Annotated in this window: 20 protein-coding genes and 1 pseudogene; 7 read left to right on the forward strand and 14 right to left on the reverse strand. The window is 69.9% G+C overall.

The window, feature by feature from the left end:
• Window positions 1-55 precede the first annotated feature (55 nt).
• Genes GA0070607_RS24890 through GA0070607_RS24900 form a run of 3 tightly spaced genes read right to left on the reverse strand, consistent with a single transcriptional unit; the run spans window position 56 to window position 5,108 of the window.
• Window positions 56-3,310 (reverse strand): helicase HerA domain-containing protein, encoded by a 3,255-nt coding sequence (locus GA0070607_RS24890; protein WP_231930308.1) that lies wholly within the window; start codon window positions 3,308-3,310, stop codon window positions 56-58.
• Window positions 3,307-3,981 (reverse strand): hypothetical protein, encoded by a 675-nt coding sequence (locus GA0070607_RS24895; protein ID WP_089020339.1) that lies wholly within the window; start codon window positions 3,979-3,981, stop codon window positions 3,307-3,309. Before GA0070607_RS24895 ends, GA0070607_RS24890 begins: the two co-directional genes overlap by 4 nt.
• The gene (locus tag GA0070607_RS24900) at window positions 3,978-5,108 is read right to left on the reverse strand and encodes an endonuclease domain-containing protein (protein ID WP_157743251.1); all 1,131 of its coding nucleotides are present in this window, start codon (window positions 5,106-5,108) and stop codon (window positions 3,978-3,980) included. Before GA0070607_RS24900 ends, GA0070607_RS24895 begins: the two co-directional genes overlap by 4 nt.
• Before the next feature lie 172 nt (window positions 5,109-5,280).
• Between GA0070607_RS24900 and GA0070607_RS24905 the strand changes: the two genes are divergently transcribed.
• Complete coding sequence (locus tag GA0070607_RS24905; RefSeq protein WP_197701159.1) at window positions 5,281-6,120, forward strand: peptidoglycan-binding domain-containing protein; 840 nt, start codon at window positions 5,281-5,283, stop codon at window positions 6,118-6,120.
• A 33-nt stretch (window positions 6,121-6,153) separates the two neighbouring features.
• On the opposite strand, the gene GA0070607_RS24910 is transcribed toward GA0070607_RS24905, so the two are convergent.
• From GA0070607_RS24910 to GA0070607_RS24945, 8 genes and pseudogenes are all read right to left on the reverse strand, one after another.
• On the reverse strand, window positions 6,154-7,134 hold the full coding sequence (locus GA0070607_RS24910) for an outer membrane protein assembly factor BamB family protein (RefSeq protein WP_231930310.1): 981 nt from the start codon (window positions 7,132-7,134) through the stop codon (window positions 6,154-6,156).
• Between the two features lie 12 nt (window positions 7,135-7,146).
• Entirely contained in the window at window positions 7,147-8,565 is a 1,419-nt protein-coding gene (tnpB, locus tag GA0070607_RS24915; RefSeq protein WP_089020341.1) for an IS607 family element RNA-guided endonuclease TnpB, read from the reverse strand.
• Window positions 8,562-9,134, reverse strand: coding sequence for an IS607 family transposase (locus tag GA0070607_RS24920; RefSeq protein WP_089022088.1), 573 nt, complete (start codon window positions 9,132-9,134; stop codon window positions 8,562-8,564). The genes tnpB and GA0070607_RS24920 overlap by 4 nt, the downstream gene beginning before the upstream one ends.
• 276 nt (window positions 9,135-9,410) lie before the next feature.
• Window positions 9,411-9,509, reverse strand: a pseudogene (locus GA0070607_RS33870) (hypothetical protein); the annotation flags it as partial.
• A 27-nt stretch (window positions 9,510-9,536) separates the two neighbouring features.
• A complete protein-coding gene (locus tag GA0070607_RS24930) occupies window positions 9,537-10,610 on the reverse strand; it encodes a hypothetical protein (protein ID WP_089020342.1) in 1,074 nt (357 codons plus the stop codon).
• A gap of 107 nt (window positions 10,611-10,717) precedes the next feature.
• Window positions 10,718-11,515, reverse strand: a complete 798-nt coding sequence (locus GA0070607_RS24935) for an SAM-dependent methyltransferase (protein ID WP_089020343.1) — start codon at window positions 11,513-11,515, stop codon at window positions 10,718-10,720.
• A 113-nt stretch (window positions 11,516-11,628) separates the two neighbouring features.
• Window positions 11,629-12,009, reverse strand: a complete 381-nt coding sequence (locus GA0070607_RS24940) for a YccF domain-containing protein (protein WP_197701160.1) — start codon at window positions 12,007-12,009, stop codon at window positions 11,629-11,631.
• On the reverse strand, window positions 12,006-13,166 hold the full coding sequence (locus tag GA0070607_RS24945) for an ROK family transcriptional regulator (RefSeq protein WP_089020345.1): 1,161 nt from the start codon (window positions 13,164-13,166) through the stop codon (window positions 12,006-12,008). The genes GA0070607_RS24940 and GA0070607_RS24945 overlap by 4 nt, the downstream gene beginning before the upstream one ends.
• Window positions 13,167-13,207: 41 nt before the next feature.
• Between GA0070607_RS24945 and GA0070607_RS24950 the strand changes: the two genes are divergently transcribed.
• On the forward strand, window positions 13,208-14,434 hold the full coding sequence (locus GA0070607_RS24950; protein WP_089020346.1) for an MFS transporter: 1,227 nt from the start codon (window positions 13,208-13,210) through the stop codon (window positions 14,432-14,434).
• Window positions 14,435-14,484: 50 nt separating this feature from the next.
• Here GA0070607_RS24950 and GA0070607_RS24955 read toward each other — a convergent pair whose 3' ends face one another.
• The gene (locus GA0070607_RS24955; RefSeq protein WP_089020347.1) at window positions 14,485-16,110 is read right to left on the reverse strand and encodes a glycoside hydrolase family 43 protein; all 1,626 of its coding nucleotides are present in this window, start codon (window positions 16,108-16,110) and stop codon (window positions 14,485-14,487) included.
• A 256-nt stretch (window positions 16,111-16,366) separates the two neighbouring features.
• Here GA0070607_RS24955 and GA0070607_RS24960 point away from each other — a divergent pair, with 256 nt between their 5' ends.
• The 3 genes from GA0070607_RS24960 to GA0070607_RS33875 all read left to right on the forward strand — a co-directional run bounded on the left by GA0070607_RS24960 (window position 16,367) and on the right by GA0070607_RS33875 (window position 18,096).
• Window positions 16,367-17,353 (forward strand): LacI family DNA-binding transcriptional regulator, encoded by a 987-nt coding sequence (locus GA0070607_RS24960; protein ID WP_408630921.1) that lies wholly within the window; start codon window positions 16,367-16,369, stop codon window positions 17,351-17,353.
• 68 nt (window positions 17,354-17,421) lie between these two features.
• On the forward strand, window positions 17,422-17,898 hold the full coding sequence (locus tag GA0070607_RS24965; RefSeq protein WP_089020349.1) for a DUF3291 domain-containing protein: 477 nt from the start codon (window positions 17,422-17,424) through the stop codon (window positions 17,896-17,898).
• Between the two features lie 72 nt (window positions 17,899-17,970).
• Entirely contained in the window at window positions 17,971-18,096 is a 126-nt protein-coding gene (locus GA0070607_RS33875) for a hypothetical protein (RefSeq protein WP_269458398.1), read from the forward strand.
• On the opposite strand, the gene GA0070607_RS24970 is transcribed toward GA0070607_RS33875, so the two are convergent.
• Window positions 18,093-19,391, reverse strand: coding sequence for a hypothetical protein (locus GA0070607_RS24970; RefSeq protein WP_089020350.1), 1,299 nt, complete (start codon window positions 19,389-19,391; stop codon window positions 18,093-18,095). The two genes, GA0070607_RS33875 and GA0070607_RS24970, sit on opposite strands and share 4 nt — an antisense overlap.
• A gap of 555 nt (window positions 19,392-19,946) precedes the next feature.
• On the opposite strand from GA0070607_RS24970, the gene GA0070607_RS24975 reads away from it, so the two are divergent.
• A complete protein-coding gene (locus GA0070607_RS24975; RefSeq protein ID WP_089020351.1) occupies window positions 19,947-20,132 on the forward strand; it encodes a hypothetical protein in 186 nt (61 codons plus the stop codon).
• Between the two features lie 17 nt (window positions 20,133-20,149).
• Here the strand turns inward: GA0070607_RS24975 and GA0070607_RS24980 are convergent, their stop codons facing one another.
• Complete coding sequence (locus GA0070607_RS24980) at window positions 20,150-21,340, reverse strand: cupin domain-containing protein (protein ID WP_157743252.1); 1,191 nt, start codon at window positions 21,338-21,340, stop codon at window positions 20,150-20,152.
• A gap of 495 nt (window positions 21,341-21,835) precedes the next feature.
• On the opposite strand from GA0070607_RS24980, the gene GA0070607_RS24985 reads away from it, so the two are divergent.
• On the forward strand, window positions 21,836-23,923 hold the full coding sequence (locus GA0070607_RS24985; protein ID WP_089020353.1) for a cellulose binding domain-containing protein: 2,088 nt from the start codon (window positions 21,836-21,838) through the stop codon (window positions 23,921-23,923).
• The last annotated feature ends 115 nt before the right edge of the window (window positions 23,924-24,038 follow it).

Below are 24,038 nucleotides of genomic sequence, written 5' to 3' on the forward strand. Positions count from 1 at the left end.
CTGCTGCCGGGGCAGGGTAGATGCTCAATGCCCACGAGCGGTCACCCCGGGCGGGTCAGCTGTCGGCGCTGCCCGGGCGGGCGCGGGCGATGACCTCCTCGGGACTCAGCGGTGCTTTGGGATGGTGAGTGAGGCACAGCGGGGTACGGACCTTGGCGAACGAGAACCCCTCCCCAGCCGCGTAGAATTCGCCGCTGCTCAGCAGGCCGATGTCGGGGAGCCGCCCACCCTTGGCCTCGGCCAGTTGACGGGCCGCGTCGATTTGCGCGGGCGCGTTGAGCAGCCCGAAGAACTGCGTCGTCGCGTTGCCGGAGATCTGGTTGTGCAGGCCCTTGGGCGCCTGGGTGGCGAAAACCAGCCCGAGCCCGTACTTGCGGGCCTGCGAGGCGAGCGCGACCGAGCTGGCCGTACAGGCCGTGTTCCCGGTGGACGGGGCGAGCGTCTGTGCCTCGTCCATGACGAAGAGCCCACCCAGTGGCCGATCGCCCGCGGGGTGCCGCTTGATCCAGGCGAAGAGTGCCATCTGCAACTGATTGACGAAGCTCTGCCGTTCCTGGTCGGAGGCGAGACCGATGAAACTGATCACCGACACCCGCGCCCGCCGTCCCGGCGTCGGCGTTAGTAGCAGCCCCGGGTCGGCCGGCGCACCGACCCCACCGAAGAGCGGGTCGGTGACCATCGCCGCCTTCAGCGTCTCGGCCAGGTCCTGAGCGAGCTTGTCGGCGCGGGCCAGCCGGCTGACCCCGTCGGGCAGATCGGCGAGGAACTCGGTGAAGCCGGACAGGCCCACCATGCCACTCCTGGCGTATGCCTGGAGGGCCTCTGTGAGGACAGCCTTGCCCTGCTGGGCCAGCCTGGTCGACCGGTCGACACCGGCCCGCGGCGCGAGTGCCTCCACGGCGGAGCGAATCGCCTGGTCGAACTCGTCCGGCCAGTCCCGCAGCGAGGTGAAGTCGGGAAGCGGCTGGAAGCTCAGCGGACGGCCGGCAGTGACCCGGGGCGTCCACACCACGACCTCGGTGTGGGCGAGGTAGTCCGCGGCCCGTTCGGCGTCGCCGGGCGTCCAGCCGCTCGGCGGGTCCGGCCACGGGTCGCCGAGTCGGGCCAGGTCGTTGTTGGGGTCGAGCACGATGGCGGAGACGCCCTGGCGGGCGCACTCCTCGACGAGCCGGCGGATGAGCACCGTCTTGCCCGAGCCAGAGCCGGCGAATACGACGGCGTGCCGACGTAGCGACTCCAGGTCCACCGTGAAGGGTTCGCCCTCCTCGACGGTCCGTCCGAGCCCGATCGACCGCCCGTCGACAGCCGCAGCGACGACGTCAGGGGTCTGGTCGGCGGCATCGGCCACGAGGTCGGCCGCGTCAGCGCCGGCAGGCACGAGAGCGGCGCCGGGACTGGTCGAGGGTCCACCGGCCACGTCGGCGGGCGGCACGCCTGCCGGGCCGGCTACGGTGTCGCCGGACGTGGGGTCGGGCCCGGGCAGGACCGCCCGGAACAGGTCGGTGCCGCTAGCGGGGCGACGGGCGACCAGCCACTCCTGCAACGCGGCGGACGGCTCGGCCGCCATCACCCGCAGCGCCGCGAAGACCCGCAGGTCCGCTTCCGTCACCCCGCACCGGACGCCGCCCGCCACGTCGAATGCGGTCAACACCTCGGTCGTACGCTTCCCGCTCGGCCACGCCCCGTTGCGCAGCAGCACCAATCGTCGTTGCGGCAGGTCCCGGTCCAACCCAGCCATGGTGCAGGCGGCCTTGACCCGCGCGGTGACGGCGATCGCGTTGGGGTGCGCGATCGCCCGGAAGCACCAGTGCGCCTCATTCTCGGTCGCTTCGTCGAGTACCTCGATCAGCCGTCCGTGCAGGGCGGGCTTGCGTCCAGGCGGCGGGTCGTACTTGTAGGTGGCGCCGGTCGGGGCCTGTTCGGCGATCCAGGCGGCCAGGCCGGCCGCGAGCAGCGGCGGCATCTGCTCGTCCTCGGTCGTCGGGGTGAGGGCGACCCCCACGTCCGCCGCCGCGATCAGCTCAGCGAACCGCACGTCCAACTCGCCCAGCTGCCGTTCGTCCGCTGTCACGTCGCCGGGCAGGCCGAAAGCGGTGGCCGGAGTCGGTGTGACGTCGGCGCCGTCGATGAGTCGGTCGAGTTCCACAACCTCGTCGCGGTCTCGGCACCATGCGACGTGGCGGTCCACCCGCCGCAGCAGAGCGCGAGGAGTCAGCGTGGGCGCGTCGGCGAAGGCAGCGGGGTCGATGGGCCAGGTGGGGTGGGGCGGTACGAAGTGCGGGTCCGCGAATGCGGCCGACATCCGCTTTGCCACGATCGCCCGGCCGATCTCCGGGGTGGGAATCCGGTCCGGAAGGGTCGCCTGGCGGAACCGGTCGCCGACCGGGGTCGGTGCGCTGCGGGTCAGCAGCTCCCAGGTGTCCGGCAGGCAGGAGACGACGAGCAGCGTCCGGCGGGTCACGTCACGGAGCTTGAGCAGGCCGTCGGCGATCGGGCCGATCATCTTGGCCTGGCCGTCCTCGATCCCGGCGTGCTGGTCGAGCAGCGACGTGCTGGTCTGGGCAAAGAGCGTGTCGAGCTGGTCTACGGCGATGACCGTCGGGTCCAGCGTGAGGGCCATCAGCCGGGAGATGTCCTGCACGATCTGCTGCGGGGTGCGTATCGCGGGGCTCAGCCCCCATGCGGCCCTCATGCCCGGCTCGCCCGGTTCGGAGATCAGGTGGCCGTAACCCACGTCCTGCGCCTCGAAGTCGATGGCGCCGTGCAGGACGAGCGCCCGGGCGGTGTCCTGGCAGTCCCGTCCAACCTCACGATCGCGGGTGCGCAGCGCCCGGATGAACGCGTCCAGATGCTCACGGTTCACCTCGCGGGCGCCGGCGACCGCGTCACGGACGTCGACCGGCAGGCCGAGCTGCGCGGTGAGCCGGCGCAGGAAGGTTCGCAGCTGCGTGCCCCAGCCGATCGCGTCGCGACCCATGCCCTCCACCAGTGCCAGGGCGACGCTCTCCCAAAACGTCTTACCGCTCACCAGTTCGACGAGGAAGAAGTAGCCGCCGCCGTGCTGGATGCGTTCCCGGACCGCGCCGAGCAGGTGTGTCTTGCCGGCGCCCGCGCGGCCTTGCATAGCCACGCCGAGAGGCACGGTCGTGTCGTCGGTGCGCGCCCGCGCCACCCCACGGAGGATCTCCGCGACCACCTTCTCGTGCAGCTCGGGCACGTTGTGGCGGCTGGGCCGCCAGACGTCGTCCGGGGTGACAGCCGGGTTGAGGCTCACCGCCTCCAGGGCGGCCCGCTGCTCCTCAGAGATCACGCCGGGCCGATCGCCAGGGCGTGGTTGTCCTCGTTCCCGATCCGTACGGCCGCGGCCCGGTCGCGTGCGGTCAGCGACTTGGTGTTCGCCACCGGGATGATGCGGACATCCTCGCGGCCGACCATCGCCCGCAGCGTCGCGTCCACGGTCGTCCTGTCGGTGTTGGCGAGGCGGTCCCGGACGTCGGCGAGCCCGACCCAGGCGCCCGGAGCATTGGCCAGGTCCCGGTACGCCGCGCGAACCAGCGTCTCCACGTCCCCGGCTGCCGGGGCGGCGGAGTCAGGCATGGTGGCGGCCGGAGTCGCCCCATCGTTCTGCTTGAAGAAGTCGCCGTGGCTGACCCGGAGCCGATCCAGCGAGCGGTGCAGGTTGGACAGGACAGTGAACATGGACCGGGTGGCGGAGCCGCCCTGCTTCGGCGGCGCGCTGGTGTGCAGCTGGCGTACCACGCGCCAGCCCACGTCGGTCAGCTCGTGGGCGAACGGCCGGTGCGTCCGGTCGGTCTCGACCAGGCCCAGCTTGACGAGCTTCTCATTGTCCTTGCCGGTCAGCGCGAAGCCGGCCAGCTCACGTAGCTCGACATTGGTGAGGCGGCGCGCCTCGGCCATCAGCACCACGAGGGCGTTGACCTGGTTCGGCGTCAGACTCGGAACGTCCGCCGGGCTCGTCATGATGTCTCATCTCCATGGGGGTGCGTGCCATCCGCGCGTCGCCGGGCCAGCAGTCGACGGATCCCGTCGACCACCGCCGGCGCGTCGGACAGCACCTGCTCATTGGTGAATCGAAGCACGTCCAGCCCGAGAAGTTGCAGCTGCACGTCCCTCCGCCGGTCGTTGGCGAAAGCTATTGGCCCCCGATGCTCCGGGCCGTCCACCTCGACCGCAAGACCCTCAGCGGGCCAGAAGAGGTCAAGCCGGTACGCCTCGCCGAGCACATGCCATTCGTACGTCTGGTTCCAGCGCCGGCCCCGCGCCCATGCGTGCGGCGCGAGCGCGCGTTCCAGCGCCTGCTCGGCGGCGCTGTCACCGCGCGGCACGCCGGCAATCGGCGGCCAGGCCAGCAGCATCGACTCCCGTTGGGTGGCTGTCTCGGACGTTCGGCCGGTCGGGACGACCAGGTCGGCGAACCGTGCCGGCACCGTCACGCTCACCGAGCGGATCCGGTCCGCATGGCGCAGGGGTGCGCCGGTCAGCCACACCGTGAAGCCGCTGTGCCGCACCAGCCACTCGGCCGCGGCCACGAGCGTCCGTTCGGCGTCCCGACCCAGATCGGGCAGCGCGACGAGAAGTACGCAACCCTCCCGGTCGTACGCCTCGGCGATCACCCGGGCGAGCCCGGCGGCGCGTACCTCCGCCGGGAAGCGGGACCGACCACCGGGCCGGCGTGGAAAGCGCAGCCCGCGCTCGGCGAGATCCGCGAGGAACGGGCCGAAGTGCCGGGAGCGGGCCGCTGCGCGCGCTGCGAGGGCGCGGACCGCCGCCACGGCGAGCATCCCCTCCCCGTCGAGGCGGTCGGCCGTCGGCAACCAGCGGGGAAACATTGCGAGCGCCACGGAATCCAGCTGGTCGAGCAGAGCATCCACCAGGTCGCCGAGCGAACCCACGACCGCTGGTCGGTAGTGCACGATCGCGGGAGCTGCCGGTGGCAGCGGGTCGAGCGCCACCCGGAGCACTTCCGGGTCGACGTCCGGCAGGTGGCTGACCAACCGCGGTGGCGGGGCGTCCCACCAGGCCGGGATCACCGCGGGGGGTTGCAGCGCCTCGGCGGCCTCGCCGTCGGCGCGGACGGGGTGCGCCATGCCGGCACCATACGTCATGGAAGCGCCCGGCCGGGGCTGGCCCTCGTTGGCAGGTCCACCGCCCACCGGGGTCCGGAGGCTTTCGGTTGGAGAAGATCTCTGTCACTATCCATCGACGTATAGAAACTTTTCGTCGTATGCGCTCGTTCCCGATCATCGTCCTGGAGGATCAGTGCCCACTCGGAGACATCTGCTGGTCACCGCCGCTGCCGCGACGGCGTCGCTGGTTGCGGCGGGGCAGGCCGCCCAGGCCGCGCCGGCCGCCGCCCTGCCTCAGGTCAACATGGAGGCGCTCATCAAGGCCGCGCAGATCGACCCGCGCCGCGCCGACACCGCGATCACCGCGGGCAGCAAGGACAGCGTGCTCCAGGTGGAGCGGGCGTTGCAGGCACGGGGCCTGCTGTCCGCCACCTACGTCGACGGCCACTTCGGCACCAGCACCGTCGCGGCGTACGCCGCGTACCAGCGGTCGCTGGGGTATTCGGGGCTCGACGCCACCGGCCTGCCCGGGCTGACCTCGCTGCGCCTGCTCGGCGACCAGCGGTACACGGTGACCCTCCCGCTCTCGCCGGGCAGCAGGGTGTCCTTCCGCGGGGTCACCGTGAACACGCGCACCAGGGCCATGCTGCTGGAGGCGGAACGGCTGCTCGGTAGGCAGTTGGCCATCACGCAGGGCTCGTACAGCTCCGGCAACACGAGTTCCGCCGGCACGCACGACGGCGGCGGCGCGTTGGACCTCTCAGTGAGCGGCCTGACCACCACCTACCGCACCACGGTGGTCGCACAGTTGCGCCGGGTGGGCTTCGCGGCGTGGCTGCGCACGCCGTCGCAGGGCGACTGGCCGTACCACATCCACGCGATCGCGCTGGCGGACACCGACCAGTCGGCTGCCGCGCAGCACCAGGCCGGGGACTACTACCTGGGTCTCAACGGGCTCGCCAACCGGGCCGCCGACGACGGGCCGGTCGTCACGCCCAAGCTGTCCTGGGAGGAGTACCAGCGAACGACCTGAGCAGTGACGGACGGTGGTGGGCCGGATGGCCGCTCAGCGCAGCCGGCGGATGTCGCCGTACGCCCGGTAGAACCCACCTCGGCCCGACTCGCGGACCTCGGTCACCAGGTAGCGGGCACCGGGCTCGCGGATGCCCTTGGGGAACTGCACCGACCAGTCGCGCCGGTAGCCGTCGGACATGACCTGGACCCGCGTCCGCCCCCGATCGGTCAGGCACTGCACCACCACGCCCACCCCGACGTCGCTGGTCACCTCGACCACTGTCGGTTCCACGGTCCGCGGCGCCTGGCGGGGTGCCGTGACGTCCAGCACGTCCGGCACGTCACCGACCTGGGCCGCCCGGATCGCCGGCTCGCTGGCGTCGATGCAGGCCAGGTGGCCGCCGGTGGTGACGACGTAGAGCCGATCGCCGTGGTACTGCATGGAGTACGCCGAGCCGCAGCCGGTGCCGAGCTTCCACAGCCGGGTGCCCGCCCCGTCGAAGCAGTAGATCGAGGACTGGCTGTCGCCGGCGAACACGAACCGGCCGCCCTCGGCGGTGGCACAGGAGAAGACCGGGGCGTCGCACCGGTAGCTGCGTTCGACCCGGCCGTCCTTGGCCAATTGCACCACCTCGCGGGTGCCCGTCCCGGCGAACACGCTGCCGCGCTCCTGCCACCCGAAGAGCACCGAACCGGTCGTGGTGTGCCAGAGCTCGCGGCCGGTACGCCAGTCGTAGCCGGTCACCCCCTGGGAATGGCCGTGGTAGAGCGCGTCGGTGTCGCAGCGCACCATCCATGCCGAACGGCCCCGCCCGCCTCGGCGCCAAAGGAACTCGTCCTCGTGGTCGATGGCGGCGATCCCACCGTCGGCGTCCGAGACGCCCAGGACGCCGTCGTGGATGTCCAGCCAGTAGATGTCGATCTCGGGGGCGATCGCGTACGCCACCCGGGGCGCCTTGCCGGAGAGGTCGTAGACGTTGCCGTCGTCGCAGCCCGCGTAAACCCAGGCGTCGTCGGCGACGATGCACTTCACCGTTACCTTTCACTAAGCATTTGACAGCGCGTGATCGGCAGCCGTCCGTTGCCGGACGACGTTGACCGGTTGGACCGGTCTAGACGCTTCGCGGCCCACTGCCCTGCCTGCGGGCGCAGGTCTTACGGGTCTTACACAGGCTCCACGTCCTGTTTTTGCGTCGCCCGGCAACTCCAGGTCGACGTGCCGCACGAGTGCGGCGAGATTCCGTGCGGCGTTGACGTCCCGGTCGAGGGACAGGTCACACGCGGTGCAGTCGAACGTGCGCTCGGCCAGCGACAGCTTGGGTTTCACTGTCTGGCAGCCAGAGCAGGTCTTGGAACTGGGGTACCACCGGTCAGCGATGTGTAGCGTGGCGCCGTACCAGCCAGCCTTGTAAGCCAGGTGCCGGCGCAGCGTCGCCGGGGCGGCGTCTGTCAGGGACCGGGCCAGCTTGCGGTTGCGGACCATTCCGGCCACATGCAGGTCCTCGACCACGACGGTGTCGAACTGCTGCGCGAGGCGGGTGGTGAGCTGGTGCCAGGAATCGGCACGGACGGCCTGCGCGGTGCCGTGCAGCCGGGCCACCGTCGCCTGCGCCCGGCACCACCGGTTCGACGGGGTTCGTTTCCGCTTGGCCACCGGGTCGTACGGTCCGACCTTGCGTGCGGCGCGGCGCTGCGCCTTGGCGAGCTTCTTCAACGCGGCTGTGAACGGCGCCGGGTTCGGCACCATCTCGCCGGTGGATAGCACCGCCAGGCGCTTGATCCCGACGTCCACCCCGACGACCCGCCCGGAGCGCGGCGCGTGCGTCGGGCGTCCGACGGTGCGCCGCACGGCGACCTGGAACGAGCAGAACCATCGCCCGGCGGCCTCGGTGACCGTCGCGGACAGGATCTTCGCGGTACCGGCCTGTACCCGCCGGGACAGTTTGCGGGTCGACTCGTGGCTGCGGATACGGCCCAGACGGGGCAGCACCACATGCCGGTTGTCCGGGTCGAGACGGATCGCGCCGGTGGTGAACCGTGCCGAGCGGCGGGCGTGCTTACGCTTGGGCCGGGGCCAACCCATCCGGCGGCCCTTACGGGCGCCGGTGCGCGAGGCGTGCCAGTTACCCAACGCCGCGGACAGGTTCGCCAACCCGGTGTTGTACGCCTCCTTCGAGCACTCATGCCACCACGGCGCGACCCACTGCTTGGCCTCGTTCCAGGTGCGTCGCAGGTCCGGCAATGACCAGCCCTGCCACGGCGTCAGGTCCGCCTCGGCCACGTCGTACGAAACCTCGGCGGCGCGTTGCGCCTTCACCGCGCAGGTCCGACGCAGCATGTGGTTGTACGCGAACCGGGCCGCACCGGTGTTGCGGCGCAGACCGCCCACCTGCGCCTCGGTGGGGTCGAGTGCGAACTTGTACGCCTGCACGGCCCACCCGGCCGGCGGTTCGTACCGCTTCACGACTCGTTCCGGCCTGTTGCCGTGGCAACCGCGCGGCGCGCCCGGTTCGCCGCTGCGCGGCGGCCGTACAACCGGGCGCGAAGGCGGGGCAGGATCTCCGTGACGTCGCGGACCAGGTCGTCATCAACCTCGGCGGGGTCGGCGACCAGAAGCCGGCGTTCCTGCGCAGCCAGCGCAGCCTCGACGTGCTCGGCGCCGAACCGGGCGAACCGATCCTGATGCTCCACCACGATGGTCGCCACGGCCGGGTCACGCAACAGGGCGAGGAACTTCTTGCGGTGCCCGTTCACGGACCCGACCTCGGTCACCACCCGGGAAGTAGTCATGCCTTGGCCTGAAGCCCACGCAGTGACCCGCGCCATCTGACGATCCAGGTCGGCCTTCTGATCAGCCGACGACACCCGGGCGTACACCACCACTACCCCTGCCGGGGCCGGGGCAGTGGGCGACTCCACCAGGATCAACCCGCCGACCCGCCGAGCAGGCACGGGTAGCTTGCCCTCCCGGAACCAGCGATACGCCGTCACCGGGTGGACCCCTTCCCGCTTCGCCCACTCTTTCAAGCTCACAGTCGCATACTCTCGCGCACTCTCAAGCCTACTGTTGGCGACCCCATCGGGGAGCCGGACCTGGCTGCGCACCCGGGCGTCGTGGCCGAGGGTGGTGATCACCCCGTGCTCGTTGCCCACCATGCAGTGCTGCTCGTCGACGAAGATGCCAAACGCGGGGGCGCCTGAGTAGTAGCGCCAGAGCACCGGGGCGGTGCGGGCCGTGGAGCGGGTGCTGACAATCTGCCGCCGGGAGACGCTGCGCTTCTGTCGGACGCCCGGGACGGCCGGCGCGTACCCCTTGCGGACCTTCTCCCCGATCTTCTTCGCCGCGGCCGCCCGCGCGCGGGCGTTGTCTGGAAAGACGCTCGCCTTGGCTTGTCCCTGGTCGCCGATCCGGCCGGCCGCGCTCGGGGGCGCCGCTCAGTCGACGACTGGTGGTGCGGTCCTGGCCGCCTTGGCGAGCGCGGCGGCCGCCCCGGCGTACGGGTTGTAGCTGTAGGTGCGCGCCAGGCCGGCGGGGGTTGTGAAGTACTCGGCGGACACCTTCGCCGGGTCGCTGGCCAGCTCCCCGCGGGCGGGGAGGTCGTTGCCGTCGTCCCAGCCCCACGGCGCGTTGGCCGAGTTTGCCGAGCAGCTGAAGGTGCCGGTGCCACAGTCGCCGGAGGTGTCGCCGGCGAAGGTGCCGAGGCCGGCGAAGAGGCTCGCGTTGGCGCGCTGCGCCCACAGGCCGCCGGCGTCGAAGATGTCGATCAGCCGATACCGCACGTCGCGGTCGTTGCCGTTGCTCGGCGTCTCGGCGACGGTGGACGGGTAGTAGATCAGGCCGTCGCCGTTGATGGCGTACTGCGGGTAGGCCTTCAGACCGTGGCCCTGCGCCTCCTGCGCCGTCACCGGGTGCTGGAACGTGTCGTGCGGGGACGCCTGGAACTGCAGGGTGCCGTCGATGCTCTCACGCCCACTGGTCCAGGTGCTGCCGGCCGGCGTGTACGAGTAGAAGTCGCTGTTTGCGACGGTGACCGCGCCGCGCAGGACGCCGTACGTGGAGCTGTCGCGCTCGATCGCGAACAGCACGCCCTCACCGTCGTTCTCGTGCTCGGTCTCGAAGAACGGGTGGTCCGTCCAGTCCCGAGGGTGGAAGAACAGGTAGGTGATGTACCAGTGGGTGCTGGTCTCCACCACGGAGTAGTACGCGTGCGCGGCGAGTGCCGTCCCGGCCTGGCCGGTCCGGTCCCAGTTGTTGCGCCCGTTCAGGTCACCGTCGAAGTCGACCTTGGCGATGTAGTCGGACTGACCGCCCAGGGCGTGGCTGCCGGTGGCGTCGACGTCCTGGTAATGGATGGGCGCCCAGCGAAGGGCCAGCGCGGCCCGGCTGATAGCGGCGCCGGCGGGCACCGGCGCCGCGAGCTGCGCTGCGACCAGCGCCCCCGCGGCGCCGGCCGCCGTCAGCACCCTCGCCACCCAGGTTCGCCGGGTCCTGCTGCTTCGGTCGCGCATGATGTGCTCCTGCGTCCGGTACGGATAGATCGCTATGGATCATCGGGGTACCGGACGCCCGGAGCGTGTCCGTGCGGCGAAGAGAAAATAGATGATATTCGAAAGATTCAGGGCTTGCGGGCCACCGCGCCGTACGCGTCGATCCCCTCGGCGTCGACGTCGTCCGGGCGCCACAGCGGGATCGGCACCAGGCCGGTCTCCACCATCGTCAGCCCGGAGAAGCAACTGGCGAGCTCCTCCGGGCTGCGCAGGATGTACGGGACGCCGCCGTTCTCCGCCAGCCGCTCGGCGCCGGACACCACCGCCGGGCTGGTGTTGGTGCCGTCCCACAGCACCAGGTGGCTGCCGGACGTGGTGGCGTCCATCGTCCGCCCGACGATCGAGCGCACCACGGCCAGGTCGGGCTCGTAGCCCATCACGCCCATGTACATCACGGCGATGGGCTGGTCGAAGTCCAGCGTCTGCGCCGCCTCGGCGAGGATCTTCTCCGGGTCGTGGTAGTCGGCGTGCACGTAGGTGGTGACGCCCTCGGAGGTCGTGCTGGCCAGCAGCGCCCGGGCGTGCACGAGGACCATCGGGTCGTTGTCGACGTAGACGATCCGCGACTCGGGCGCGATCCCCTGGGCGACCGCGTGGGTGTTCTGCATGGTGGGCAGGCCGGTGCCGATGTCCAGGAACTGCCGGATGCCCGCCTCGGCGGCCAGATAGCGTACGGCCCGCACCAGGAACCCGCGGGACTGCTGTGCCATGACGACGATCTCCGGGTAGACCTCGGCCACGGCGTCGCCGGCCGCCCGGTCGGCCTGGAAGTTGTCCTTGCCGCCCATCCAGTAGTTCCAGATCCGCGCCGCGTGCGGCACCTCGGGCTCAAGCTTCGCTGCGAGTTCGGCATCCGGGCCGGCCATGCCAGGCTCCTATCGAAGGTTCGTCGGACTGCGGACCGCCGCTGCGGTACGACCGGAATCGTAGCCGGGCGTCCACTATCGACGGTGAACGGCCGGACCGGACGGAGCAGACGTCACGGTGCGTCGACGACCTCGCGACCGAGGGGCCAGAACGCGGCCGGGACGAGCTTGAAGTTGGCGATGCCGAACGGGATCCCGATGATCGTGACGCAGAGGGCGATGCCGGCGATGACGTGGGACAGGGCGAGCCACCAGCCCGCCAGCACCACCCACAGGATGTTCGCCAGCCCGGAGGCGACACCCGCGCCCGGCTTGGGCACGAGCGTGCGGCCGAACGGCCACAGCGAGTAGACGGCGAGGCGCAGCGACGCGACGCCGAAGGGGATGGTGATGACCAGGACGAAGCAGATCAGCGCGGCGATGCCGTAGCCGACCGCCAGCACGATGCCACCGCCGAAGATGAGCCACAGCACGTTCAGTACGAAGCGAATCACCCTTCCAGCATGAGCGACGCTCGCCACCGGCCAGTTCGCTGAGGAAGGGATGGAGTGGAGTTCGAGAGCGGGGCAAGATCCGGGATGCCGTAGTGCTCGTCGAGGACCTGCATGGCGGCGCCGGCGGCGATCGCGTCCGCGCCGAGGCTCGACAGGGCCACGTCCGTGCTGAGCCAGTCCCTGCGCCGCGCGTCCGCCCGGACGGCCCGCTCGACCGCGGCGAGGTAGGTGTCCGCGTGCCGCAGGAGATCCGCGCCCGCCAGCACCACGTGGGCGAGGTCGAGGGTCTGGAGCAGGTTGACGACGCCGATCGCCAGGACGCGGGCCGCGCGGGGGATGTCTCCCGCGTCGGCGGCCTGGTTGTGGACGATCTCCAGGCAGCCGTGGCGTCCGCAGACGCAGAGCGGCCCGTCCAGATCGACGACCGTGTGGCCGAACTCTCCGGCGTTGGTGTGTGCGCCACGGTGTGCGGCGCCGCCCAGCCAGAAGCCGCCGCCGATGCCCGACTCGACCATGATGAGGGCCGCGTCGCCGAACGTCCCGCCATGACGCCATGCCTCGGCCGTGATCCCCGCGGCGACGTCCTTGTCGAGATGGACCGGCAGGCCCAGGTACGCCTCGGCGAGCTCGCGCAGCGGTACGTCGTGCCAGTGCCGCAGACCGTGCGCGTCACGGACCAGGCCATGCTGGTGGTCCAGGGGGCCGATCATTCCGAGCCCCACGCCGGTCAGTCGGCCGCGCAGGTCGTTGCCGCTGGAGATGGCGTCGACGCCGGACTTCAGGGTGTGCAGAAGCTGCTCGGGAGTGAAGTCGCCGGGTAGCGGGCTGACCGCCGAGTGGTGCACGGTGCCGGCCAGGTCGACCAGGACCAGTCGCAGCGTGCGTCGGGCGACGTGGGCGCCGATGGCGTACCGGCTGTCGGGGACCAGTTCGTAGACCATCGCGGGTTTGCCGACGGAGGCGCGGCGGACACCGGCGGACCGGATCAGGCCGTCGGCGGTCAGGCGGGCGATGACCTTGGAGACGGCCTGCGGGGTCAGGCCGGTGGCGTTGACGACGGTGGACCGCTCGAACGTCCGCGCGGTACGTCCCACCGCCATGACGAGCGCCTGGTTGTAGCCGCGCAGGAACGTCACGTCGGCTGTGGTGCGGGTCATCTCACCACCCTATTACGCAACGCTGTTGCTAAATTCTCCCCGTGCATGGATTGAGCAGAGGCCGACGCCTGGCCGCGGTCGTCGCCCTGGCCCTCGGTGGCGTCGCGGTCGGCCTGACCGAGTTCGTGGCGATGGGCCTGCTGCCCGAGATCGCGCGCGGCCTGCTGCCCGAGCAGTACGCCCAGTCGTCGTCGGGCGCGGTGGCCCGGGCCGGCTGGATGATCACCGCCTACGCGCTCGGTGTGGTCGTCGGCGCGCCCCTGATCGCCGCCCTGAGCGCGCGCGTACCCCGCAAGAGGCTCGTGCTCGGGCTGCTCGTCCTCTTCGTGGTCGGCACCGTCGCGTCCGCGGTCGCCCCGACGTTCGGCCTGGTGCTGGTGGCGCGGTTCGTCGCGGCGCTGCCGCACGGTGCGTACTTCGGTGCGGCCGGCCTGCTCGCGGCGGCCCTGATGGGTCCGGGCAGGGAGGCCCGCGGCTTCGCCACCGTGCTCAGCGGGCTGACCGCGGCCAACGTGGTGGGCGTACCGCTGATCACCCGGCTCGGTCAGGCGGCCGGCTGGCGCACCGCCTACCTGGTCATCGCCGGGGTCTTCCTGCTCACCCTGCTGGCGGTGCTGGCGGTCGTCCCGGAGGTCGCCGCGGCGGCGGGCGGCTCGCCGGGCGCCGAACTGAGGGCGCTGCGGACCTCGCAGGTCTGGCTGGTCGCGGCGACGGGCGCGGTCGGCTTCGCCGGGTTCTTCGCGGTCGACTCCTACATCGCGCCGGTCACCACCGACGTCGCCGGGCTCTCGGCCGCGACGGTGCCGTGGGCGCTGGTGGCGGTGGGGCTCGGCATGACTGTCGGCAACGCCCTGGGAGGCTGGCTCGCGGACCGGGACCTTCGCCGGAGCATGATCATCGGCTTCGTCGCGATGATCGCGAGCATCGCCGTGTTCAGCCTCGTCGCGTCGACCCGCGCCGGCCTGTTCGTGGGCGCGTTCCTGGTCGGCGCGACCAGTCTCTATCTGGGTCCGGTGCTGCAGGCGCGGCTGATCACCGTCGCCCCGGGTGCCCAGCTGATGGGTGCAGCGGTCAACCAGTCGGCCATGAACATCGCGAACAGCCTGGGCGCTGCCCTGGGCAGCGTCGCCATCGCCGCCGGGCTCGGCTATCTCGCACCCGCCCGGGTGGGCCTGGCCCTGGCGGTCCTCGGGCTGGTCCTGGCCGGCGTCAGCCTCGCCGCCGACCGACGCTCGCGCGAACCAGAACCGGTCGCCGTCGCGCACTGACCCGCCGGGCCGGGACGCGGGCACGGCCGGCCGTGGGGGACGGACGCTGGTCAGTGCTCGCGATAGGTGGCCAGGTCGAAGTCGGCGTAGGCGCCGTCGCGGCCGAGGTCCTGCACCCACAGGCCGAGGAACGCTCCGGTGAAGCCCCACGCGGCCGGCTCCCCGTCGATGATCAGCGCGGCGTGCTCGTCGGACAGGATGGTCGCGTCCAGGTCCACCGGAAGCTGGCGCCAACCCGCGCCAAGGTCGTAGTCGAAACGCACGACAGGCCCGTCGAACGTCGCCCGCAGTCCGACGCGGGCTACGTCGTCGGCGTCGACGGTCAGTTCGGGGTACGGGGTGCGCCGTCCGTTGTCGGAGCTGAGCAGCTCCAGGACGACCCGCCCATCGTCGGCGCGGCTGAGGTAGAGGTGGTGCCAGTTCAGGGTGTTGTAGTAGGCGGTGATTCCGGCGAGCTGGCGGTGGTCGACCGGGTCGAACTCGACCACTGTCTCCAGCGAGCAGCGCGTCGCCCCGACGCGCCGCGCGACCAGACTGGGGCTCTGTCGGCCCACCGGCGACTGCCCGCCATGGATCCGCAGGTACGACGGGCGGGAGCGCAGGTCGAGCCAGTCCGCGCTGGCCGGCCGGCGCAACGTCGACCAGCAGCGGCCCAGCTCCGGGTCGTCGAAATGGTCAGTGGCGGGCTCGGGCGGCCACGGGTGCGCCGGGAGGTCCGGTGCCGCGACCTCCTCCGCTGGCACCCCGCCGGGGATCCGGGGCCAGCCCTGCGACGGCCAGTCGACCCGCTGGATCGCGGTCTCCCGGCCGAGCACGCAGTTGCCCAGGGGTGAGTAGGGGCGGCTGGTCAGGTGCGCCAGGTACCAGCCGCCGTCCGGGGTGCGCACCAGACTGCCGTGGCCGGCCTTCTGCAGGCGCAGGTCGGGTCGGCCGACGGAGGTGAGCAGCGGGCCGTCCGGGTCCACCTCGTAGGGTCCGAACAGCTCCCGTGACCGCGCTACGGTGACCTGGTGTTCCCAGCTGGTGCCACCCTCCGCGGTGATCAGCCAGTACCAGCCGTCGTGGCGGTAGAGGTGCGGACCCTCGGTCATCCCGACCGGGGTTCCGGTGAACAGGAGGCGGGGCCGGCCGACGAGAGCGCGTGCCACCCGGTCGTACTGCTGGATCTCGATGCCGCCGAAGCGGTCCCGGCCGGGTCGCCAGTCCGCGCACATGCTCAACAGCCAGGTGGTGCCGTCGTCGTCGTGGAACAGCGCGGCATCGAAACCGCGCCCGTGCAGCTCCACCGGATCCGACCAGGGTCCGGCGATGTCCGGCGCGGTGACCAGGTAGTTCTGTGGATCCCAGTAACCGCTGGCGAAGCTGGCCACGTCGCTGTAGACGAGGTGGAACTCGCCGTCGTGGTAGGTCAGGTCGGGTGCCCACACCCCGTTGGAGTCCCCGCAACCGCGCAGGTCGAGCAGGCGACGGTCGGTGATGATCCCGCCCAGGGTCCGCCAGTGCACGAGGTCACGCGAATGGTGTACGAGCACGCCTGGGTACCACTCGAACGTCGAGGTGGCCAGGTAGTAGTCGTCGCCGACGCGCAGGATCGACGGGTCCGGGTGGAACCCGGCGAGGACAGGGTTGCGGATCGACCGGGCAGCGGTCGCCGTGGCAGCGGTGTCGGTCGACACGAGGGCTCCTCTGGGCAAGCTTTCGGAAACTTCCGGGTCTACGTACCGGTAGCTGTGGAAGCCCTGACTACGCTAGCCGTTCCATTCGCAATTAAACAGAGACCTTGACCAGTGTGGAAACAACTCGTAGCGTCCCGGCCATCGATTGGTAGTACCGGTGAAGCGCCGAAAGTTCCAGAGATGCCGCTCGAACCGACTCCAGCCAGACGAAGGGCCGACCGTGGGCTCCGACACCCGTCGAAACGTCACCATCGCGATGATCGCGCGGTTGGCCGGCGTCTCCGTGCCCACTGTCTCCCGGGTCATCAACGGCCGCTCCGACGTCGCCCCCCGGACCCGGGAACGGGTCGAGGATCTCCTCACCCTGCACGGCTACCGTCGCCGTTCGCCCGTCAAGGAGACCCCTGCCGCCCTGATCGACCTGGTCTTCAACGACCTGGACAGCCCGTGGGCGGTGGAGATCATCCGCGGGGTGGAGGAGGTCGCGCTGAGCAGCGGCGTCGGCACCGTCGTCTCGGCCATCCACTGGCGCATCTCCTCGGCGAAGCAGTGGCTCGACAACATGCGCGCCCGCTCCACGGACGGGATCATCTTCGTGACCTCGATGGTGAATCCGCCGCTGCAGGCCGAGCTGAGCCGGCTCCGACTCCCGGTGGTCATCATCGACCCCGCCGGCGTGGACCCGCAGGCGGCACCCACCATCGGCGCCACCAACTGGGCGGGCAGCCTGAGCGCCAACCAGTACCTGCTCGGCCTGGGTCACCGCCGCATCGGCTACATCGCCGGTCCACCGCACCTGATGTGCAGCCGGGCCCGGTTGGACGGCTATCGCGCCGCCCTCGGCGCCGCCGGCATCGCTGTCGACGACACCCTGATCCGCCCCGGCAACTTCTATCACCAGGCCGGCTACACAGCCGGTACGCAACTGCTGTCCCTGTCCGACCCGCCCACCGCCATCTTCGCCGCCAGCGACCAGATGGCGCTCGGCGTCTACGAGGCGGTCCGCAAACGCGGCCTACGGGTGCCCGACGACATCAGCGTGGTCGGCTTCGACGACCTGCCGGAGGTCCAGTGGTGCTCGCCGCCGTTGACCACGGTCCGTCAACCGCTGGCCAAGATGGGCATGCTGGCCGCGCGTACCGTGCTGCGGCTCGCCGCCGGCGAGACGATCGAGAGCCCACGCGTCGAACTCGCCACCGACCTCATCGAGCGCGACAGCGCCGCAGCGCCCCGGCGCCGCTGACGCGAAGCGGCCGAACGACGGCTCGTGGCGGTCTGACGACGGGTTCCACCGCGCGTTAGCGTGAAAGAGTGGCGGACCGGTTCCATCTCGCGCAGGTGAATGTCGCGCTCCCCGACGACACCGCCGACAAGAATGCCCTGGACTCGTTCTTCGCGTTGTCAGACCTGGTCAATGAAGCGGCCGACTCCGCGCCTGGCTTCATCTGGCGTCCACAAACACCGCTGCCGAACCCGTGTCTGTTGGGTGTGGACGGCCTACTGGTGACGATGAGTGTTTGGCGAACGGTCGACGACCTCAGACACTTCATCTTTCACGGCGTCCACGCCGGTGCTCTGAGGCGGCGGCGGGAGTGGTTCCGGGACCTGCCTGAGGCGCACATGGCTCTGTGGTGGATTCCCGCAGGAAGGAAGCCCGGCCTCGCCGAGGGTGAGGAGCGGCTGCTCCACGTGCGCGAGCACGGGCCCAGCCCTTACGCGTTCCATCTCGGCAAGACATACCCGCCACCGGTTCGGATGCCTGGCTCGTCCCCGCCGCAGGTCACCTGATGAGCTTTCTCTTCTCAGAGGGCAACATCTATGCGATCCTGGCCCAGTAGGCCTCTTCTGGTAGGAGACCCCATGAGCGAGACCGCGTCGAAGCCGCACCCCAAGCAGCCGCAGACCCTTCTCCTTGAGGTGCAGGCCATAGCCGTTCCCCGTGATCGTGGCTACCTCCAGAACAAGAACGGCAACAACAAGATCTAGTCGGACGTGGTGACGTCCGGTGTCACCTGGGCCAAGCTCCGTCCGAACTCTTGAACGCGGCGTCGGTCATCCGTGCTCTGGAGTTCGACCCAGAAGTCTTCGACAAGCTTCTCGACCATTTTCGATTTCAGTTCGCTGGCGATCTTCGCCGCGCGCATGGCGTGGGTGCATGCTTCATCGACGTCCCCGCCGCGCAATTGTGATGTGGCCAGGTAGATGAGGTTCGAACCGACCTGCCTGCCGTTGCTGTTCTCCAGGCTCAGCTTTGCGGCCTGCTCCAGGTTGGTCCGGTCGTTGAGTTGCCGGAACGAGAAGGCCATCTGATTTGCCAGGTAGGCACTGTCAAGGAACTCCATCCAGGCCGGGTCGTGGTTTCTCTCCGTCTCTTGAGCCACCTCCGCGCGGGAGATGGCGGTGGCCGTCCGCCTGCCGTCGCCGAGGCTCGCGTGTGCGCGGGCCTCCATGGCGTGGGCCCTGGTCATCGCGCCGGGGCTATTTGCCTTGATGGCCGAGTAGGCGGCCGCTTCGGCGAGTTTGACCCCCTCAGTGGCATTGCCGGCCGTCACGGCGAGGTGGCTCATGCAGGACAGGACAATGCTGCCGATGCCGAGACCTGTCTCGCCTCCTTCCTTCGCCAGCTCGAGGCCTTGCAGGAAGTATCTTTGGGCCAGCCCGTAGGCACCACCGTCGTAGGTCTTCCAGCCCAGAAGCATGTAGAGATCGGCGGCACCGGCGAAAAGCCCCTCGCTGATCTCATCGCTCTGAGCCTGCCGCTGAAGCAACGGAACGACGTCATTTGTCAGGTAGGTGACCAGGGCCATTCGTGCGTGCTGTCCGCCGAGTTGGAGATCGCCTTTGGTGAAGGACTCCATCATCGTGCGGAGACCCGCGACCTCAGCCTTGCCCACCTTGGCCCCGGTGGCTTGTCGTTCTTGTCGTTCGGTCTGCAGGAGGTGGAGAAGCCAGTCGCGCTGTGGTCCTGCCGAGGCGGCCACCGAGAAGGGCAGGAGGTACAAGAATGAGCGTCTTTCCATATCAGCCTGCCCCAGTTCCGATGCCACATCCAAGGTGTCAGCAAGATCGCGGAGGACCAAGGATCGAGAGCTGATGTCGAGATCCGGTGCGTCCGTGAAGCCGATTTCGGCCAAAGTGACGGCATGGCCCAGCTTCTGGCTCAACGCCTCGGCGATCAACGCGGGTACGACCCCTCGCGGACGTTTTCCCTGCAACCAGTGGGTGACGGCGGACTTGTCGTACTTCAGTGTCCTGCCCTGGAGGGCACCCAACTCGTTCACGCGTCGAGCGAGACCCGCGTTTGAGCAGCCCGCGCGTTCCATAGTGTCGCGGAGTCTGTCGTTGGACGCAGCACTCACTCGTGTCACCCTTCGTCCACGTCCCGTGTCACGCATCGTGGGGCGTCCATCCAGGTTAGCTCAGGCTCGTCGCCGTCGGTACCTGTCTGGCCCGTTCAACCCCTTGTTCAACAGTTGTACGCGCAGTTCGACCTGCGCCTTCCACGTCAGCCGATTCGCTGCGGCCGAAAGACGTTCATCCTGCGCCCCGGTCAGTAAATCGCGGTCCAATCTGTTGGACCAGCGTGTCGGCCCGTTGGTTCCGTTTCCGACCCGGGCACCGAATGTCTCTCCAGTTCAGCGTCGAAGCGCCGGAACCGAACCTCCCGTGCTGTTGTTGTCCACCGGTCTGACTGCGTAGACATCCCGCCTGTACATGCAACCGATAACGCCTGGCCGGGGACCCGAAATGCAACCGGTCGCCGCGTTTCCGCTCTCGCGGAAACGGGCGCTCCATTGAACGCTTAATGCGTTTACTCCCCCGGGAATGGAGCGCAAGTGACAAACAACGACAGCGACCCGGAGCCCACCCCGGGCGAGCACACGGGCACAACGGGCGGCAAAATCGCGGCGGTGACCGCCGCGTCCGTCGTGGTCGTCCTGCTGGCGCAGGGGTGGTCTCTGGAGGAGTGCGTCAGTCTGGCGGAGCTGCTCGTGCTGCTCCGGAGTCTGGCGAAGGACTGACGGCACGTACGGCAAGACTAGGGCTGGTCACGGACGTCGGCGACGATCGTGACCAGCCCTTCCATGATGAGATCGGCCAGGAGGAACCTGGTCCGAACGTCGTCGCCACTGCGGGCAAGGTCATCAACGGCTACCGGAGTGCGGGACGTCAACAGCCTGATCAGTGGTTGCGCCTCTTCGTGGAACCGCCAGCACAGCCCGTTTGCGCGGACGGTCACTGTCTGGCTCTCGTCGTAGACCCGGAACCGGGACGGTACCCAGACGACCTGCGCACCCACGAGGCTCTCAGCAACCGCGTCCCGGTCGACGCTCGGCAGGCTGAAGCGTTGCCGTGCTGGAGCGAGGGCATCCATCTCGGCGAGGAACGCGTTGATCGAGCCGCTGGCTTCGCTCTCACGGGCAACAAGGTCGGCGATCCGCGCCGAGTGCGTTGCCAGGTCGGCCGAAGAGTATCGGGGCAGTGGCTGGCGCATGAACTCGTTGGAGGTGAGATGGTCCGCCAGCCAATGGAGATAGTCGACCGCCGTCCGTTGAGTGATGCCAACCGTGAGGTGGAGCGACGGGCCCTCGATGGTGCTCACCGCGTGCCAGTGGCCACGGGGAACGTGAAGGACGTCGCCTGCCTTGATGTCAAGCGTGGCGACCTCCCCGCACGGAGGACTCAGGTTCGGGTCGACGTCCCTACGCAAGGGGTAGCGGCGTGCCTCGCCGAACAGGGACCACCGCTTGCTGCCACTGACCTGTAGGACGATCACGTCGTGATCGTCCCAGTGGTGATCGAACCCCGGCTCTTGCGTCCAGGAGGCGTAGGCGTTGACTTTCACATATTCACCCAGCGCGTGCTCGAGGTCCTCGGCAAGGCTCCGCACCGGAGGCCAGATCTCGTCGATGGCGTCGACGACCAGCGACGCCCCGCCCCTGACCCGGCACGCGATCTCCCTCACCGACAGGACCGAGTGGTCCGCCCCGGACGGACCCGGAGTGCTGTAGCTGGCCGGCGGGAGATCTTGACCGTTCTGGGCGAGCCGGAACCGTGGGTACTCCCATCGCCGGTCGGACAACAGACGATTCAGTGCGTCCCAGTCCAACAGCGGGACGAATCTGTCGGTTGAGCCGGTGCAGTGGTACGGCTCCTTGCCCAACTTTTCGGTGAGAAACTGATCCAGGGATAGCGGTGCGAACAAGCTCGCAATGTCGATGTCGTGCATCACATGCACCCCCTATTCACATCTCCCGTCATCGTTCCATAGTGGGCGGTCGGCTAGCCAGCCTCATTTCCCGACCCTCAGGCACCTGTGCGCCGCGGCTCTGTTCCGCCGTTGCGGGGAGCTTCCTGCGCTCATCGTCAGTCCCGTGACCGGCCACATCGACCGGGCTACTTCATCGATGGAGGGCTTTGGCGGTGTCGGGAAGATTGAGGCTGTGCGAGCCGTCGACTGGTTTCCCCGAATACCTCCGCACACCTTGAGATCGTCGAATCGACCATGAGACTCTTGACCGTCGATGACATGCCGCGCGCGGGGCTGACACCCGTCCATGGGCAGCCGGGATCCCTTGGATACCCGGGGGACGGTGACACGAGTGGTGGCACACCGGGAGCCGTCCGTCCACGAGTCTGCCCGCCACCGCGCCGCGTCCGCTGATGCGACCGACCCGTCACAGGCTGGGCGACCCGCTGTCGTTCTCCGTGAAGGAGCCCAGCCATGCCGTACCCGAAAATCCGCGGGCCCCGACCCGCCCGATCCCGTCGCGCGGCCCTCGTGGCGAGCATGCTGCTCGCCGCCGGTGCGCTCGCCGGCATCAACCCTCCGACCGCCAGCGCGGCGGCCGACCCGGTCGCCGTGACCGTGAACGCGCGGGCGGGGTTGGCGACCGTGCCCCGAACCGCACTGGGTGTCAACCACGCCATCTGGGACCAGCACCTGGGCGGTGCCGAGACGTCGGACCTGCTGCGCGACGCCGGCGTGCGGATGATGCGCTACCCCGGCGGTTCGTACGCCGACATCTACCACTGGAAGGACCACACCGCGCCCGGCGGGTACGTGGCACCGGGGACCGACTTCGACACGTTCATGGCCGCGGTCCAGCGGGTCGGCGCCGAGCCGATGATCATCGCCAACTACGGCACCGGCACTCCTGCCGAGGCCGCCGACTGGGTGCGGTACGCCAACGTGACCAAGGGCTACGGCGCGAAGTACTGGACGGTCGGCAACGAGAACTACGGCAACGGCCACTATGGGTCGGCCTGGGAGGCGGACGACCACCCGGACAAGAGCGCGGCGCAGTACGCGAGGCTGGTCGTCGAGTACGCCGACGCGATGAAGGCGGTCGACCCGAGCATCAAGGTCGGCGCGGTGTTGACGATGCCGGGCAACTGGCCGGACGGGATCACCGCCGGTGCCGACCCGGGCCCCTGGAACCAGACGGTGCTCTCCCTCGCCGGCCCGAAGATCGACTTCGTCGACGTGCACTGGTACCCGGGTGGCACGGCCGCGGAGTCGCTGGCCCGGACCAGCCACGTCCCCGACGCGGCGTACCTGCTCCGGCAGCAGCTCACCCGGTACGCCGGCCCGAACGCCGCACGCATCGGCATCAGCTTCACCGAGTTGAACGTCGACGCGGGCCGGACCAGCCAGCCGGCGGCGCTGTTCCTGGCGGACGTCTACAGCGGGCTGCTGGAGAACGGTGTCTTCACTGTGCAGTGGTGGAACGTGCACAACGGCATCGGCACGGTGTCGCAGGTGGCGGGCCAGACCGACTACGGCGACTTCGGGATGCTCTCCAGCGGCGCCTGCACCGAGGACGGCCCGGTGTGCGAGCCGCCGCTGAACACACCGTTCGCGCCCTACCACGCGCTGGCCATGATGAACGTCTTCGCCAGGGCCGGCGACCAGTTCGTCCGCGCCGGCACCGACCAGCCGCTGGTCACCGCGCACGCGGTGCGCCGGGGCAACGGTGACCTGGCGGTGCTGCTGGTCAACAAGGACCCGGACTCCGCGCATCCGGTCACCGTCGACTACGCCGGGTTCACCCCGTCCGCCGCCGCGCCGACGGTCTGGACCCTCACCAACGGCGCGGCCGGCATCGCCACCAGCCAGTCCGGCTCCGCGACCAGCCGGACCCTGCCGCCGTACTCGCTGACCACGCTCGTGCTGCGCCCGGCCGGCGGGACCGCCGGGCGGCCCGCGGCGCCGGGCCAGCCCACGGCCAGCGGCGTCACCGACCGGTCCGCGACGATCTCCTGGCCGGCGGCCGCCCCGGGTGGCAGCCCGATCGCCAAGTACGAGGTGTACCGGCAGAACGGAGCGGTCAGCGAGCAGCTCGGCGAGACCACTGCCACCTCGCTCACGGTCGGGAACCTGGTGGCGGGCAGCAGGTACACCGTCAACGTGCTGACCCGCGACACCGCCGGCCGGGTGTCCTGGTCCTCACCGCCGCTCACCTTCGACACCGGCAGCCCGGCCAGCAGCGCGTGCGGCGTGCGCTTCACCACCAGCGGCGACTGGGGCAACGGCTACATCGGCGACGTCGAGATCATCAACAACGGTACGAGCCCGCTCAACGGCTGGACGCTCACCTGGAAGTGGCCGACAGGTTGGCAGCAGGTGAGCAGCGGCTGGAGCGCCAACTGGGAGCAGGTCGGCGCCGTCGTGCGGGTCACGCCCACCGACGACAACCGGCAGATCGCCGCCGGTGGCAGTGTGAGCGCCGGCTTCGTCGGCGCGTACAGCGGCCCGAACGTGCTGCCCACCGCGTTCACCCTCAACGGCGTCGTCTGCACGAGCGGCTGACACCTCCGCCGCGGTCCGGTCGGCCCGTTCTCCAGGTCGGCCGGACGGGCAGCCGGAGCCAACGGGTCAACGCGCGAAGCGCCCGTCCCCACGCGGGGACGGGCGCTTCGCTGTG

The sequence above is a fragment of the Micromonospora coriariae genome (genome assembly GCF_900091455.1).
GTDB classification, from domain to species: domain Bacteria; phylum Actinomycetota; class Actinomycetes; order Mycobacteriales; family Micromonosporaceae; genus Micromonospora; species Micromonospora coriariae.

What these genes read in the sequence shown, in the direction of transcription:
- GA0070607_RS24895 (WP_089020339.1), bottom strand. Translation starts at nt 3,981, where the DNA reads ATGACGAGCCCGGCGGACGTTCCGAGTCTGACGCCGAACCAGGTCAAC.
- GA0070607_RS24900 (WP_157743251.1), bottom strand. Translation starts at nt 5,108, where the DNA reads ATGGCGCACCCCGTCCGCGCCGACGGCGAGGCCGCCGAGGCGCTGCAA.
- GA0070607_RS24930 (WP_089020342.1), bottom strand. Translation starts at nt 10,610, where the DNA reads ATGCGCGACCGAAGCAGCAGGACCCGGCGAACCTGGGTGGCGAGGGTG.
- GA0070607_RS24935 (WP_089020343.1), bottom strand. Translation starts at nt 11,515, where the DNA reads ATGGCCGGCCCGGATGCCGAACTCGCAGCGAAGCTTGAGCCCGAGGTG.
- GA0070607_RS24945 (WP_089020345.1), bottom strand. Translation starts at nt 13,166, where the DNA reads ATGACCCGCACCACAGCCGACGTGACGTTCCTGCGCGGCTACAACCAG.
- GA0070607_RS24960 (WP_408630921.1), top strand. Translation starts at nt 16,367, where the DNA reads ATGATCGCGCGGTTGGCCGGCGTCTCCGTGCCCACTGTCTCCCGGGTC.
- GA0070607_RS33875 (WP_269458398.1), top strand. Translation starts at nt 17,971, where the DNA reads ATGAGCGAGACCGCGTCGAAGCCGCACCCCAAGCAGCCGCAGACCCTT.
- GA0070607_RS24980 (WP_157743252.1), bottom strand. Translation starts at nt 21,340, where the DNA reads ATGCACGACATCGACATTGCGAGCTTGTTCGCACCGCTATCCCTGGAT.
- GA0070607_RS24985 (WP_089020353.1), top strand. Translation starts at nt 21,836, where the DNA reads ATGCCGTACCCGAAAATCCGCGGGCCCCGACCCGCCCGATCCCGTCGC.